General features: G+C 69.1%; 4 protein-coding genes. 2 read left to right on the forward strand and 2 right to left on the reverse strand.

The window, feature by feature from the left end; genetic code table 11:
* Window positions 1-93 precede the first annotated feature (93 nt).
* Together ACZ4UX_RS26485 and ACZ4UX_RS26490 are read right to left on the reverse strand one after the other, a co-directional pair.
* A complete protein-coding gene (locus ACZ4UX_RS26485; RefSeq protein WP_465708500.1) occupies window positions 94-513 on the reverse strand; it encodes an STAS domain-containing protein in 420 nt (139 codons plus the stop codon).
* A 1,471-nt stretch (window positions 514-1,984) separates the two neighbouring features.
* Window positions 1,985-6,271 (reverse strand): LamG-like jellyroll fold domain-containing protein, encoded by a 4,287-nt coding sequence (locus ACZ4UX_RS26490; protein WP_465708501.1) that lies wholly within the window; start codon window positions 6,269-6,271, stop codon window positions 1,985-1,987.
* Window positions 6,272-6,768: 497 nt separating this feature from the next.
* Between ACZ4UX_RS26490 and ACZ4UX_RS26495 the strand changes: the two genes are divergently transcribed.
* Window positions 6,769-14,112: an RHS repeat-associated core domain-containing protein gene (locus tag ACZ4UX_RS26495; protein ID WP_465708502.1), complete on the forward strand. Its 7,344-nt coding sequence runs from the start codon at window positions 6,769-6,771 to the stop codon at window positions 14,110-14,112.
* Window positions 14,109-14,462: a hypothetical protein gene (locus ACZ4UX_RS26500; RefSeq protein WP_465708503.1), complete on the forward strand. Its 354-nt coding sequence runs from the start codon at window positions 14,109-14,111 to the stop codon at window positions 14,460-14,462. The genes ACZ4UX_RS26495 and ACZ4UX_RS26500 overlap by 4 nt, the downstream gene beginning before the upstream one ends.
* Window positions 14,463-14,506: the final 44 nt, after the last annotated feature.

Below are 14,506 nucleotides of genomic sequence, written 5' to 3' on the forward strand. Positions count from 1 at the left end.
GCCGGCGCGCGGCTGCCGTGGTGTGTGAGCGCTGCCGGTCGACGACCGGTGCGGGGTGGGGCGGCGGTGGCGTCTTCCGCGCCGGCGGGGATCTCAGGCCGCGGGGGCGTCGCCGCCGGTGGCGAAGACGCGGTCGGCGCCGGTGATCTCCAGGACCCGTGCGACGGGGCGGGAGGCGCGGGTGAGGCGGAGGGCGGTTCCGTCGCGGGCGGTTTCGGTCCGGGTGAGCAGCAGGGCGTTGAGGCCGGAGGAGTCGATTGAGGCCACGGCGCCGAGGTCGACCATCAGCACCGGCGGGGCCGGGCGTACGGCGAGCGCGTGGTGGAGGGCCGCGCGCAGGCGGGGGGCCTGGTCCAGGTCGAGGTCGCCGGAGCACTCCAGGACCGGTCCGGCGGGTCCGGTCCGCAGGACGGCGGTGAAGGCGGGCTCGTGCTCGGGCAGGTCGATGCTGGGCTCGCAGGTGAATATGTGTTTGGCATAGTCATCGTACGCGCCGGTGACCGCCGCGGACACCGGGCCCCGGGCCGTTCCTCTTGGGGCCGCCGGTGCGCGAAGAGTTCGTCCGGGCCGGGAGTCGAGCGGGCGCCGCACCCGGCCCTGGCTCGGACGGCCAGGCTGTCGCCCACTGTCCGGCGCCGTGCCCGGACCCGGGGGCGGTTCACGCGGTTCAGCAGTGTGTCGGCTGGCGGAAGCCCGTGGAGTGGTCGCGGGTGAGGCGGACGTTTCCGGTGGTGGAGCGCGCCAGCCGTGTCGGTCCGCGGTTCGTGACGGGGACGTACTGGCTTCTGGGGGCGGTGGGGATGTCGTACGCGTAGTAGGCCCCGCCGGGCAGCTGGTTGTCGCCGTTGCCGTAGACGCCACCGCTCTAGACGCGCTGGTGGTTGTCCCAGGTGGAGATCCCGCTGGCCGTGGGCCACCGCTCGGCGCGCCATTGCCTGCAGGCGGTGTTCGCCGTGGCGTTCGTACTGGCGTCTACGGGCGGTTGGATGATCTGACGCGGGTGCCGGCGGCTGCCGGAAGCCGGGCAGGGCTCCGGTCTGGGGGAGAGGTCAGGGCGTGGGCGGGCGGCGCGAGGGCCAGGGCGTTCACCGCGACGAGGGCGTTCACGATCAGGCGGTGGGGGGAATGTTCCAGAATTCGTTCTTCAGGTCCAGGTGGCGTTGGGTGAGGGCGTGGCGGGGTATACCGGCTTCCTGGGCGGGGGCGACAACGTTCAGCGCGCCGGTGGGTTCGGCGCTACCGGGGAGGATGCGCGCTCGTCGTCGTGGGCGGGGTTCATGCCGCGGCCTGGTGGGCGGTGCGGGATCGGTCATGCTGGTCCGCGTGGGCGGCCCGCCGTTGGGCGCTGGCGCGCAAGCGCTCGGGTGCGGGCGCGTGTCCGGCCGGGCGGCCGAGGAGCTCGGCGCGTCGACACGGTTGGGCGGCGTGGCGGTCGGCGCGGGCCGGCTGGCAATAGTGGGCGTGGGCACGGCGGCCGGGCCATCGGTACCAGTTTCGCGGCGTGTTCCTCGCTGTGTGGTGCCTGCTCCCTCGGGCAGGACCTGGTGGCCGTGCCCCTGGGGCAGGAGATCTTGCTGCGATTCATGCCTTAAGTGGGCCGTTCACACCGCCCGGTGCCGAAGAATCTTCGGTGCGTCCGCCGCCGAGGTTCCGGACGCGGGAGGTCCCCGCCCGGCGGGCCATCCCCGCAGGCGCGCAGACGCTGCGCGAGTTCGCCCCGGCCTCTCACAGTCCTGGCACGCCCCGGCCCCGGCTGGACCATCCTGTTCGGCCGAGAGGGGCGCGACGGCGACCTGACGGACATCGGCGTGGACTGCGCCCACCAGCTGGCGGTGTCGGGCTGGGGTGAGGCGGGAGGCGGGGTTCGCCCTGGCCGGGCAGGTCGGACGGTTCGGGGTCGATGGGGGTGCGGGGTGCGTTGCCTTCGCACGTGGCAGGCCCCTCGCCGCGTTGTTGCGACGAGGGGCCCCCTGGTGGTGATGGGTCAGGTGGCGGGTTGGAGCGTCCAGCGCTGGTTGGCGTCAGGGTGGCAGTCCCAGATGCCCAGGCGTGTGCCGTTGGTGGTGGCCCATCCGGGCAGTTCGAGGCAGCGGCCGGAGTGGGGGTTGTAGAGGCTGTTGTCAGCTCGGCGGAGCCACTTCTGACCGCCCTTGAGGTTGTCGCAGTCGGCGAGGACCACGGGGACGCCGTTGTCCGTTCCTTCGTCCCGGACGGTGACGCACTTGTTCTGGATGATCAGGGCGTGGTTGTCGGTGTTGAACCTGAAGTGCTGGTTGTCGCCGTTCCAGCAGTCCCACACACCTACCTCGATGCCGGCGCCGAGGTTGTCCAGGCACTTTCCGCCGTCGTAGGCACTGCGGATGGCGATGGTGGTGTCGCTGATGGCGAGGTTGCTGACCTGGGGGTCGGTGAGGGCGTAGGGGTACGCCCGTACGTCGCTGACGGCTCCGTGGAAGTAGTCCTCGGCCGGGTAGTAGACGGTGGTGGCGGCGCCGATGGTGAGTGTCCCTCCGCTTCGCCACGGGTGGGGGTTCTTGGTGGCGCCGACGGCGCGGCCGTTGACGTAGAGCGTCATGGTGGCGGACTCGGCGTTGTAGCTGCCCACCAGGTGGGTCCACTGGCCGAGCTGGGGTTGCCCGGGGGCCCCGGCGACGTAGTACGTACCGGTGGAGCGTTGGTCCTCGTAGGGGGCGACGAAGGCCCAGCCGCCGACAGCGGCGGAGTACTGGAGGTAGAACGGGCTACGGTCGTTGCCGGTGAGTGAGAGCACGGTGCCGTAGCCGTTGGCACTGTCGAGCCTGACCCAGGCGGAGACGCTGTAACTACGGAGCGTGTCGATGCCCGGTGCCTGGGAGCTTCGGTAGTAGCTGGCGCCGAAAGTGGAGGCGCTGTCGCTCACGCCGTTGCGGTCGGCGGTGAAGCCGGGGTTGGCGGTTGGGACGAGTGCGTTTGCCAGGTTGCTGTCCAGGACCGGCGTGCCGGCGTCGGTGTGGAGGGTGTTCTTGCGGTCGAGGCCGTACCAGTCCGGAGTTGCCCGGATGTTGGCGATCGACTCCGGACCCACGTCCCAGCCCATGCCGGGGCTTGCGGAGTCTCCGGTGCGATGTCCCCACCAGATCTGGATGTCCCCGGTGTCGGCGTTGCGGCCCCACAGGCCGGGAGCACCGTTGCCGAGGAGGTCGCCGTCGGAGCCGAGGACCGGCCAGGTGGCGACCGGGACGCCACCGATGTAGGTCTTGCCGGCGATCCCGGTCAGGGTCGGGACGACCAGCGGGTCGCCGTTCTCGTCGAGGATCGGGTCCCCGAAGTCGGGGTCGACGACGTCGAGGGCACCGGTGGTGAACGTGTAAGCGTTCAGTTCACCGGAGGTCGGGTCCTCGGCCGCCGGGCGCAGGTTGCGTGCCCACAGCCCGGGGTGGCTCTGGCCCGCCCAGTCTCCTGGAGTGAGGAGTTCCATGTCCTTCCACCCGGTGGAGGCGAGGCGGACGGGCTGGCCGAGCTGGTTGGTCGTGGTGGCGGGGAAGAACCACAGAGCGCCGTCACTGCCGTCGCTGGTGGCCTCGGTGGTGATCAGACCGGTCTTGTTCTTGAATTCGAGCTTGATGTCGAGGTCGGTGTGGGCAGGGTCGCCGAGTGCGGCGACGCGCAGGGTGCGGGACCAGTCACCGGCATAACTGGTGCAGTAGGCGGAGTCGTTGGGCGGCGCCACACAGCTCGGCCGGTTGAGCGGGATCTTGCTGTTGTAGCGGCCTGTGGAACGGGTGTTGCCGGGGTTGCCGTAGGCGTAGAGGTTCGGGTCGTCCTTGACGTGGACGAAGAGGTCGTCGACGTGCTTGCCGCCGGTGAGGGCACCGCGGTGGCTGTACTGGACCGCGTCGGTTGCCCAGGTCTGCCGGTTCGGGGTGTCGCTGGGGACTGCGGCGAGTGCGGCGGTCGGGCTCTTGGCGACCGTGTTGCCGGGGATGCTGTAGGTGCGCAGGTTTCCCGACTGGTCGGCGGTGAGGATGTCGGCGGCACCGTCACCGGTGACATCGCCGAAGACGGGCTGCGGGCCGTCGGGGTTCCAGGGGACGTAGAAGGCGTACTGGGCGGCCGGGGAGACGTTGCCGGCGTTGTCCTCCACCTGGATGTAGAGGATGTTGGTGCCCCACGCGGTCGGCAAGACCGGGATGGCGTTGGACGGCATCGATCCGCCGCACTGCCAGGAGGCGCCCTCGAACTGCGGGTCGAGGCTCCAGCGGGCACAGACGACGCCGGAGGTCTGGCCGCCTGAGGGGTTCGGGTCGACCGGGGTGTAGGGGACGGAGCCCCACTGGCCGGCGCGCAGCGCGGTGCTCTGCCCGTTGCCGGAGGGCGGGAACTGGGTCGAGAGCGCCTCGTCGGACAGCTGCTGGTCGAGCGTCGGGAGGCTGACGGTGGGCGGGGTCTGGTCGACTCCGAAATGACAGGTCGGGGTGGATGCCGACATGCCCACCAGCTGGTCGCTGGCCATGATGCTGTAGCCGTAGACGTGGCCGTCCTTGATGACGCCTGCGGGGACCTGGTACGCGGCGTTGCTGCCGCTTCCGACAGGTCCGGCGTAGTCGGACGCGACGTCCGGGACACCGGGCAGGGTGTAGTCCCAGATGTGGCTCCACGAGTACAGCTGCTGCTGGACGGGGCTGCTGACGGTCGCGTTGAGCGTGACGTTGCCCAGGTCCGATCCGGCTCCCAGCCAGCCCCACCCGTTGCCGTCGCAGCCCTGGATGCTCTGGTCAGGGGAGACCGTTCGCGGCGCGGGGTAGGTGTAGGGGTTGGTGGGGGTGTTGGGCGCGCGGTCGTACTCGACGATCACGGCCGGCCGGTAGTCGAGGCGCTTGAAGGCGAGCTTGTCGCTCTCGTCACCTTCGACGGTGAAGGCCATGCTGGGTGTCCCGCCGGCCCACGCACGGTAGGCGTCGGTCACGTTGTACTTGAAGTCGATGCCATTGGGGCAGCCGGCATTTCCGGATCCGGCGACCCAGGCGGTGTCTCCGACCTGGCCGCCGAGGTGCCTGGGCGCGTTGTTCCACGTCGTGTCGTAGCCGATGGGACGGTCGACGGCGAACAGGTTGAGCGGATACTGCTTGTTGCAGTCCCAATTGGAGGACTTCGCCTGCCACATCGTCATGACGGCGTAGTTGACGATCGTGCCCTCGAAGCCGCGGGTGTCGATCTGGAAGAAGGCCCGCTCGATACCCGTCTTCACCTGGTAGTCCTGCCGGCCGACGCCCGGCCGGTTGTACGGCTCCTGGGATGTCACGGTCTTCAGGTAGTTGTTCGTGTCCGGGTAGGCGGACTGAATCCACGTCCAGCCGTTGGCACTGCGGTCGTCGTAGATCCAACCCGGGTCGATGAACCACGGCCCCTCGCCATGGGCGAGAATGTCCTGATCAGGGTTCAGAGTAATGCCGTTGGCGCTGGCAGTGGTGGGCATGACCGCGACCCGGGCGTTGCTGCCCGGTCCGTCGACCGTGCTGGTAACCGGTGCCTCCGGCTCACCAGGCGCGGCGGTCTGCGCGGCGGCGGCACCGCCGTCCAGAGTGGCCCGGACCACCGTGGCCGCGGGAGCGGACCGGGGGACCGGCGTCGAGGGGGCGGTGGAGCTGTCCCACATCCGTGGAGCGGGGGCGTGCCAACGGGGCGTGCCGTCCTCGGCCGTGGCAGTGAGATTGTAGGCGGCGTCCGACGTGATGGCCACACCGGTAGTGGTGGTGGGGAAGGTCACCGACCGGAGTACCGGGTTGGCCGCGGCGGCGGCGTTCTTCACGACCAGGACGGTGCCGAGGCCACCGAACTTGGTGACCGTGGCCTTCAGGTCGATGCCCGGCGCCACCTCGGGATAGAGCACGCCGTCGCCGTCCTCGTCCACCGCCCCCTGAGTCAGCGGAAAGGGCGAGTGAAGCGTGATCTGCTTGCCGTCGGAGCTGGTGAGGGTCGCGAGGGCCCCCGGGCCGCCGGCCGACAGGTGCACGTCCGCACCGGACGCCTTCGGGTGGAAGCCGCCCTTCGGATCGGCGACCAGCATGGCGTCGAGAGAGGCCCACGCGCCGTTCTGCCGCACCCGCTGCCGCTCCAGGTGCTGCGTCTTCTGCAGGTGCCCCTGCGGCGTGGCGACGGTCTCGCTGTAGTCGTCGGTCAGGGAGTCGACCGGTACCGCCTTGCCGGTCGCCTTCGCCTGAGCGATGGCCTTCTCGGCGGCATTCTGGGGTGGCCGTATCTTGGCATGCGCGGCGTCCGCCTCCGCGATCACCTCGGCGAGGCTCTTGGATCCCGGCTGCGGGGCCCCGTGCGCCGACGGCACGGGTAGGCCGACGCACACCGCGAGCCCGAGGCCGAGCGCTGGAAGACGCAGGGCCAGGGGGCGCAAGGCGGAACGTGGGCTGGGGAACGGGGGCACGGCGAAGCCTTCCCGACGAGGAGGTGGTGCGGACACGGCCGGGCTGGCACTGCGCACAGGACAGACGCAACCTCCCGCCTCTCATGAGCGGCCGTCAATGCAGCGCATTCAGCGATGTGCTGATTTGGCACCAGTTCGTACCGTTCGCGCAGCAGGTGATCTAAATCACCAGGGATGAGTCTTTATCGACTCCTCGACATGGAATGTAGGCGACCCATAAGGTCGACTGGCCTTTGATCAACTAGCCGTGTCCCCGGGCGCGGTCACCAACGGAGAGGGTGACGGTGTTCTCTCACCGTGCTCGCTCGGCCCGTCGACGGGCCGTCTACTTGCGACGCTCGCGAACCGCCATGCTCAGCACCCTGGCGGTCGTCGCCTCCTTGGTGGTCCCCGCCGGGGGAGTGGCGTTCGCCGCGGCACCGGACTACAAGCGAGTCTGGTCCCCGCCGAACACCCCGCTCCCCGCCACTCTGTCGGTCACCGGCACAAACGCCTCCGTCCCCGCGCCGGCCCGTGCCAAGAGCGACACCGCGAACCGGCCTGCGGACAAGAGCGGCAAGACCGCCCCCACAGGTGCGGCAACGGTCGAGCTGGCACCGCCACCCGCCACCGGAACGACCTCCGCGCGCCCCGACGGCCGCGGCAACACGCTCCAGGAACCGGCCGCCGCAGCCCCGTCGAGGGCAGGCGACCTCCCGGTCTGGCTCTCGTCCATAGCGGGCGGCGCAGACCCCGCCCCCGCCGCCCGCTCCCACAGTGCGACGAGCCCGAAGGTCAGTGTCGCGGTCGCCGACACCAGGACAGCGGAGGCCGCCGGGGTTAGCGGAGCGCTCATCTCCCTCTCCTCCGCCGACCAGCGCGCCGCCACCACGGCACGCGTCAGCCTCGACCCGGTCGCACTCGCCCCCGCGTACGGCGGCGACTGGGCCAGTCGCGCGACTCTGGCCGCCATGCCGGCCTGCGCGCTGACCAGTCCGGCCGCGCAGCAGTGCCGCACCCGCACCCCCGTCGCCTCCCACTACGACCCGCAGACGAAGAAGCTGGTTGCCGACGTCGACCTCCCCTCGGCCGCGCCCAGCACGTCCCCACTGGCGAAGAGCCTGTCCGCATCCGCTGCCGGCGCGCCGGCAGCGGCACCGGCGATGGTCCTGGCACTGCAGGGATCAGCCGGCGGCGGCGCGGGGACGTACAGCGCCACGAGCCTGGCACCCAGCCAGGCATGGTCCGCCGGCGGATCGTCGGGCTCCTTCACCTACAACTACCCCGTCCAGGTACCCCCGAGCCTCGGCGGAGGGGCCCCGCAGGTCGGCCTCTCCTACGACTCCTCGTCCGTGGACGGCAAGACCTCGGCGACCAACTCGCAGGCGTCCTGGATCGGCGAGGGCTGGGACCTCGGCTCAGGCTTCGTGGAGCGCTCCTACCAGCCCTGCTCGAAGGCGGGCATCGACAAGTCCGGGGACCAGTGCTGGACCGGGGCCAACCTGACGCTGTCCCTCGCGGGTCACACCGGCCAGCTCGTCGCCGACGACGGCTCATGCGACACCTCCGACCCCCGCAACGAGCTGTCGAAGTGCACCTGGCGGCTCCAGTCCGACGACGGCACCAAGGTCCAGTTCCTCACCGGTGCCGCCAACGGCACCTGGAACGGCTCCTACCTCAAGGTCACGGACACCAGCGGCACGACCTTCTACTTCGGTCTCAACCACCTCCCCGACGACCAGGGAGCTCCGACCACCACAGGCCCCGAGAACCGATCGGCCTGGACCGTTCCGGTCTACTCACCCAAGCCCGGCGACCCCTGCTACGACCCTGCCAAGGGCTCCGCCTCATGGTGCCAGAGCGCCTGGCGCTGGAACCTCGACCACATCGTCGACGTCCACGGCAACCTGACCACCTACACGTACGCCCCCGAGACGAACTTCTATGCACGCGGAGCGGGCCAGAACAACGGCACCGGCACCAACACGGAATACACACGCGCCGGCACCCTGCAGTCCGTCGGCTACGGCGAGCGCCTGACCGACCAACTGGCCGCCAACGGCACTCACCAGCCGGCTGCACAGATCGTCTTCGACACCGGCGAGCGCTGCCTCGCCGGCGACGACGCCTGCCGACCGGAGCAACGCACACCCGCCAACGCCGGCAACTGGCCCGACGTCCCGACCGACCAGCAGTGCTCCGCCAACGACGCCTGCGCCAACTCCGGCCCCAGCTTCTGGACCACCCGCTGGCTGAACGCCATCACCACCAAGGTCCGCATCAACGGCGCGTACCGCCCGGTCGACTCCTACCGGCTGACACACAGCTTCGAGGACCCCCACGACTACCCCGACCGCCCGAACAAAGACCCCAACGCCCCCGTAGAGGAGCTGCGGATCCCCTGGCTCGCCTCGATCCAGCGCACAGGCGAAAGCACCCAGAGCGGCCAGAACCCCGTCACCCTGAAGCCCGTCACATTCGCCGCCACACCCCTGCGCAACCGTGTCGACGGACTCATCCCGGCCAGGTCCGACTTCTTCCGCCCGCGGATCCAGCTCATCACCACGGAGACCGGCGGCACCATCGGCGTCGACTACATCCAACAGTCGTGCTCCCGCAACGCCCACGCCATGCCCAGCTCGCCGGACAGCAACACGCTGGCCTGCTACAACGTCAAGTGGTACGAACCGAACGCCAACCCCGCCGACGCCCCCGTAGACGACTGGTTCCTGCGCTACCCCGTCAAGAGCGTCACCGTCGACCCGCGGTCCAACTTCGTCCGCGGATCCCTCACCCAGACCACCAGCTACACCTACGGTGACGCGGCATGGCACCGCAACGACGCCGAAGGCGTGGACAACGCGGTCCGCACATGGGACCAGTTCCGAGGGTTCGTCTCCGTCACCGCCATCACCGGCTCGACCGAGGACGGCCCGCAGAGCAAGACCGCCACCTACTACCACCAGGGCATGCAAGGCGACATCGACGCCGCCGGCAACCCGCGCACCCGCAGCGCCCAAGGCCCCACCAGCGGCCCGGTCACCGACCACGACTGGCTCTCCGGACAGGTCCTCGAATCCGACACCTATCCCGACGCCACGTCCAACACCCCCGCCGCCAGCAGCGTCAACACCAGCGCCAACCCCGACGGCGGTGAACCCAGGACGACCGCGACCCACAGCCGCGGCCCAGCCCTGCCCGCCCTCAAGGCCCGCTACGCAGCGCCCCAGCAGAGCACCGTTACCGCCAAGGCGAAGAAGGTCGACGGCAGCTGGCGCACCACCACGGACACCACCTTCATCGACAAGGACGTGCCCTACCGTCCCGCGATGGTGCTGCAGCAGGCCGACGGCAACCCCGACGTGTGCGTGCGCACGGAGTACGCCGGCGACCCCGCATCACCGGTCCTCAACGCCGTGGCCCAGACCCTCACCGTCTCCGGTGAGAACCCGTGCGAGGCCACGCCCACCGCCGCGAACACCGTCTCCGGCGGCCGCACGCTCTTCGACGACCAGCCCTATCGCAGCCTCGGCAGCACGGCCTCGGCCACCAGCATCCAGGTGCTCGAGAAGTACGACGCCAACGGTACCGCCCAATGGACGACCACCGGCCGCAGCGCCTACGACGCCTACGGCCGACCCACCACCGTGACGGATCCGACGACCACCGACACGGCCCATCCGAACGGCGCCGCCACCACCACCGCCTACACCTCGAACGCGCCGGGCGAACTCCCCAACAAGAACACCATCACCGCCCCCGCCCCGGTCGGTACCCCCGAAGCGACGACCGGCTGGACCTCCACCGTCACCCTCGACCCGACCCGCTCCCTGCCGCTCACCACGACCGACGCCAACGGCCGCACCGTCACCCAAACCTACGACGCTCTCGGCCGCCTGACAGCGGTCTGGCAGGCCGGGCGCACCACCGCAGAACCCGCCGACTACAAGTTCACCTACCGGATCACCAACGACGCGACGTCGTCCATCACCACCGAAACCCTGCGAGCCGACAAGACGTACCAGCAGTCGGCCCAGATCCTCGACGGCCTCGCCCGCGTCGTGCAGACACAGAGCGACCCGGCGATCTCCGCCTACGCAGGCCGGATGATCACCGACACCTACTACGACACCCACGGCCGCACGGCCCGTCTCAACAACACCTACTACAACAACCTCAACCCGCCCAGCACAACCCGATTCGAGCCCGACGACGCCAAGGTCCCCAACCAGACCCGCAACGTCTACGACGGCATGGGGCGTGTGGTCAGCAGCGAGTTCCGGGCATTCGGAGTCCTGCAGACCACCACCAGCACCTCCTACCCCGGCGCCGACCGCGTCGACGTGACCCCGCCGACGGGGGGCCGGGCGACCAGCACCGTCACCGACTCGCGCGGACGCACCTCACAGCTGTGGCAGTACCGCACGCCCACGCCGACCGGCAACCCCGCCGACGCGGACGTCACCTCCTACACCTACTCGAACCTCGGTACCGAGGCCTCGCGCACGGACGCCGCCGGCAACACCTGGACGTACGCCTACGACCAGCGCGGCCGGCGCACCAGCACCAGCGATCCCGACGCCGGCACCAGCACCACCAGCTACGACACAGCCGGGCGGGTCTCCGCCACCACCGACGCCCGCGGACAGAGCATCGTCAGCACCTACGACCTCCTCGGCCGCAGGACCGGCACCTACAAGGACTCGGTCAGCCCCGCCAACCGCCTGACCGGCTTCACCTACGACACCGTCGCCAAGGGGAAGCCAGCGTCCTCCACCCGCTACGTCGGCGGACAGAGCGGCGCGGCCTACACCACCGCCGTCACCGCGATGGACACCGCCTACCGACCCACCAAGACCACGGTGACCATCCCCGGCAGCGAGGTCGGGCAGGCGAACCCACTCACCTTCACCTACCAGGCCGTCTTCAACCCCATCACCGGAGCACCCACCAAGCAGGGCCTGCCGGCGATGGGCGACCTCTTCGCGGAGAGCGTCACCTACAACTACGAGGCCTACGGCCTCATCCACGACATCGGCGGCCTCGGCGGCATCGCCTACGACGTCCAGTCCGACTACGACGCCTACGGCCGGAACATCCGTTCCACCATGAACCCGTACGGCACCCAGATCGTCACCACCAACACCTTCGACGAGTCCACCGGCCGCCAACTCAGCCACTTCGTCGACAAGCAGACCGCAACCACCGGCTCGGTCCAGCAGACCACCTACGCCTACAACCAGGTCGGCCGCCTCACCGCCGTCCGCACCATCCCCAACAACACGCCCTCCGCGACCGACCTGCAGTGCTTCAGCTACGACTACCTCGGCCGGCTCACCACGGCGTGGACCGACACCGGAACCCTCCACCAGGAACCCAACCCCGCAGTCGGCGGCCAGGGCCGCTGCGCCAACGCCACCCCCACCAGCGGAGCCCAGGCCCCGTACCCCACCACCGTGGGCGGCTCGGCCCCGTACTGGCAGAGCTACCAGTACGACCTGACCGGCAACCGCACCGCCATGGTCGCCCACGACCCTGGCGGCGACACCGCGAAGGACGTCACCACCACCCAGAGCTTCCCGACACCGGGAACCCGCAACACCCCCACCGCACCGGGCACCAGCGGCGGGACCGGTGGCCCGCACGCCCTGCTCGCCTCCACCAACCGCGACGGCGACGGCACCCCGACCACCAGCACCACCCAGTACGACGCGGCCGGCCACACCACCGCCATCACCGACACCGCGGGCACCACCACGCTCACCTGGAACGGCGAGGACCGCCTCGAGTCGCTCACCACGACAGGCCACGGCGCCACCACGTACCTGTACGACGCCGAGGGCAACCAACTCATCCGCCGTAACCCCGGCAAGACCACCATCAACCTCGGCAACGGCGACGAACTCGTCTACAACACCGTCACCAAGACCCTCAACGGCTCGCGCTACTACTCCATACCGGGCGGCACCACCCTCGTCCGCCAGGGCGGCAACGAACTCACCTACCAGTTCTCCGACCACCACGGCAGCGGCACCCTGGCCCTCAACGCCAAGACCCTCGTGGAGTCCCGCCGCCCCAGCGATCCTTTCGGCAACCCCCGCGGCACCCAACCCTCCCTCTGGGCCGGCGACCACGGCTTCGTCGGCGGGACCAAGGACGACGTCACCGGACTCACCAACCTCGGCGCACGCCAGTACCAACCCACCACCGGCCGCTTCCTCAGCCTCGACCCGATCCTCGACGCCGGCGACCCGCAACAGTGGAACGGCTACGCCTACTCCGAGAACGACCCGGTCAACAAGTCCGACCCGAACGGCCTGCGGTCCGAGGAATGCGGCACCCTCTACGCCTGCGGCCCCGCCGGCACCATCACCATGGCCAACGCGGCAGAGAGCACCGCGAACTACTTGGTACCGGACTCGCTGAAGGAGTCGTCCGGAACCACGGAGACCGGTACCGCCGGCACCGGTAGTGGCGGTGGGGGTGGCGGCGGTTCTGGCAACGGCAGCGGAAACCCCTCCAACCCGACCAACACCAGCGCCAAGAAGGCCTCCGACGCGAAGGACAAGGTCCTCAACGCGGGCAAGAAGCTGGCCAAGATCGTCGCCGACGAGCTGGGTATCACCGACGCCCTCGACTGCGTCACCACAGGTGACCTCGGCGCCTGCGGCGAGACCGCGCTCAACGTCGTCTCCAGCATGCTCAGCGGTGGCCCCCTCACGAAGCTCCTCGCCAAGTACGCCTTCCGCTGGAACAAGGCGTACGAGCTCGCCAAATCCATCAAGACCCTAGCCGGCGAACTCTTCGACGGACTGAAGACCTGGCGCCGCGAATCCAAGGCCGCCAAGGAAGCCGAAGACGCGGTAGCCGCGGCATGCCCGATGCCCATAGGTGTCCCACACAGCTTCCCGCCGACAACACCCGTCCTCCTCGCCGACGGCAACACCAAGCCCATAGGCGACATCACCGCCGGCGACCAAGTCCTGGCCACCGACCCCCAGACCAACACCACCTCCGCCGAAACCGTCACCAACACCATCGTCACCCCCGACGACACCCTCTTCACCGACCTCACCCTCACCTCCGACACAGCCCCGCGCGCCCCGCCCACGACCCTCACCGCCACCCAGCACCACCCCTTCTGGGACACCACCACCAACCGCTGGACCGAAGCCGCCGACCTCCAGCCCGGTCACGCCCTCCTCACCTCCGACGGCACCCCCGCCACTGTCCGGTCCACCCGCAACTACCAGGCCGCCCCCACCGAAGCCCGCGACCTCACCGTCAGCACCCTCCATACGTACTATGTGCTGGCTGGCGATAAGCCGGTCCTCGTCCACAATTGCGGTGGCGGAATCACTCTCTACCGGGGAGTCCCGGAGAATGACCTTCGAGGAAATGCGCATCCTGGATTTGACGAAGCGACTGAAGGCGTGGCACGACCCCGAGGCGGCAGTTTCTCAGCTGAGGACCATCATGCCGGTCAAACTGACAGTCCCTACGTCAGTTGGACCACTTCACCCCAGGTCGCCTATCGCAGGGCGATCAGTGGCCAATCTGGAAATGGCGTAGTGCTCACGGCGAAGCTTCCCGGCGGGATGCCGCACGTTCACTCAAATGATCAACCGTGGGTGCAATATAGGTCCGAATTTGAAGTGCAAGTTGAGGGCGCGCTGACCGGCGAGGCAGAGGCGGTCTGGAAGGGGAAGCGATGAAGAAATTCATAAGCGCAAGCAAAGTGGCGGAATTGCTGACAAATTTCCGACGTCATCATCAAATGGAGAGTGTGGGGCGGCTTGCTGCAGCGCTCGCCGTCGATTCCGAAGGACTTATCGGGGTTACTTTCCCGCCGGCCCGCGAGCTGCTTGATATCTATAGCTATCGATACTCGATGGATGAAATTCGAAACTCTTACCAAGGGTGGGATGAATTCTTCTCGGTTCTCGATGGAAGAGATTCTCCCATCGGGATGGCGCCAGTAAAAGTCGGCGAACTCGCGGCAATCATGCTCTTTGACGAAGAAGTCAAAGAAGCCTTGGCTGTGCTAATCGGCACGGCCAGTTGAGTAACCTCCTGAAGGGATCACCCCCACCCGGTCGGCGCACACCG

This window comes from Kitasatospora sp. NPDC028961, from assembly GCF_055564815.1.

What these genes read in the sequence shown, in the direction of transcription:
- ACZ4UX_RS26500 (WP_465708503.1), top strand. Translation starts at nt 14,109, where the DNA reads ATGAAGAAATTCATAAGCGCAAGCAAAGTGGCGGAATTGCTGACAAAT.
- ACZ4UX_RS26495 (WP_465708502.1), top strand. Translation starts at nt 6,769, where the DNA reads ATGCTCAGCACCCTGGCGGTCGTCGCCTCCTTGGTGGTCCCCGCCGGG.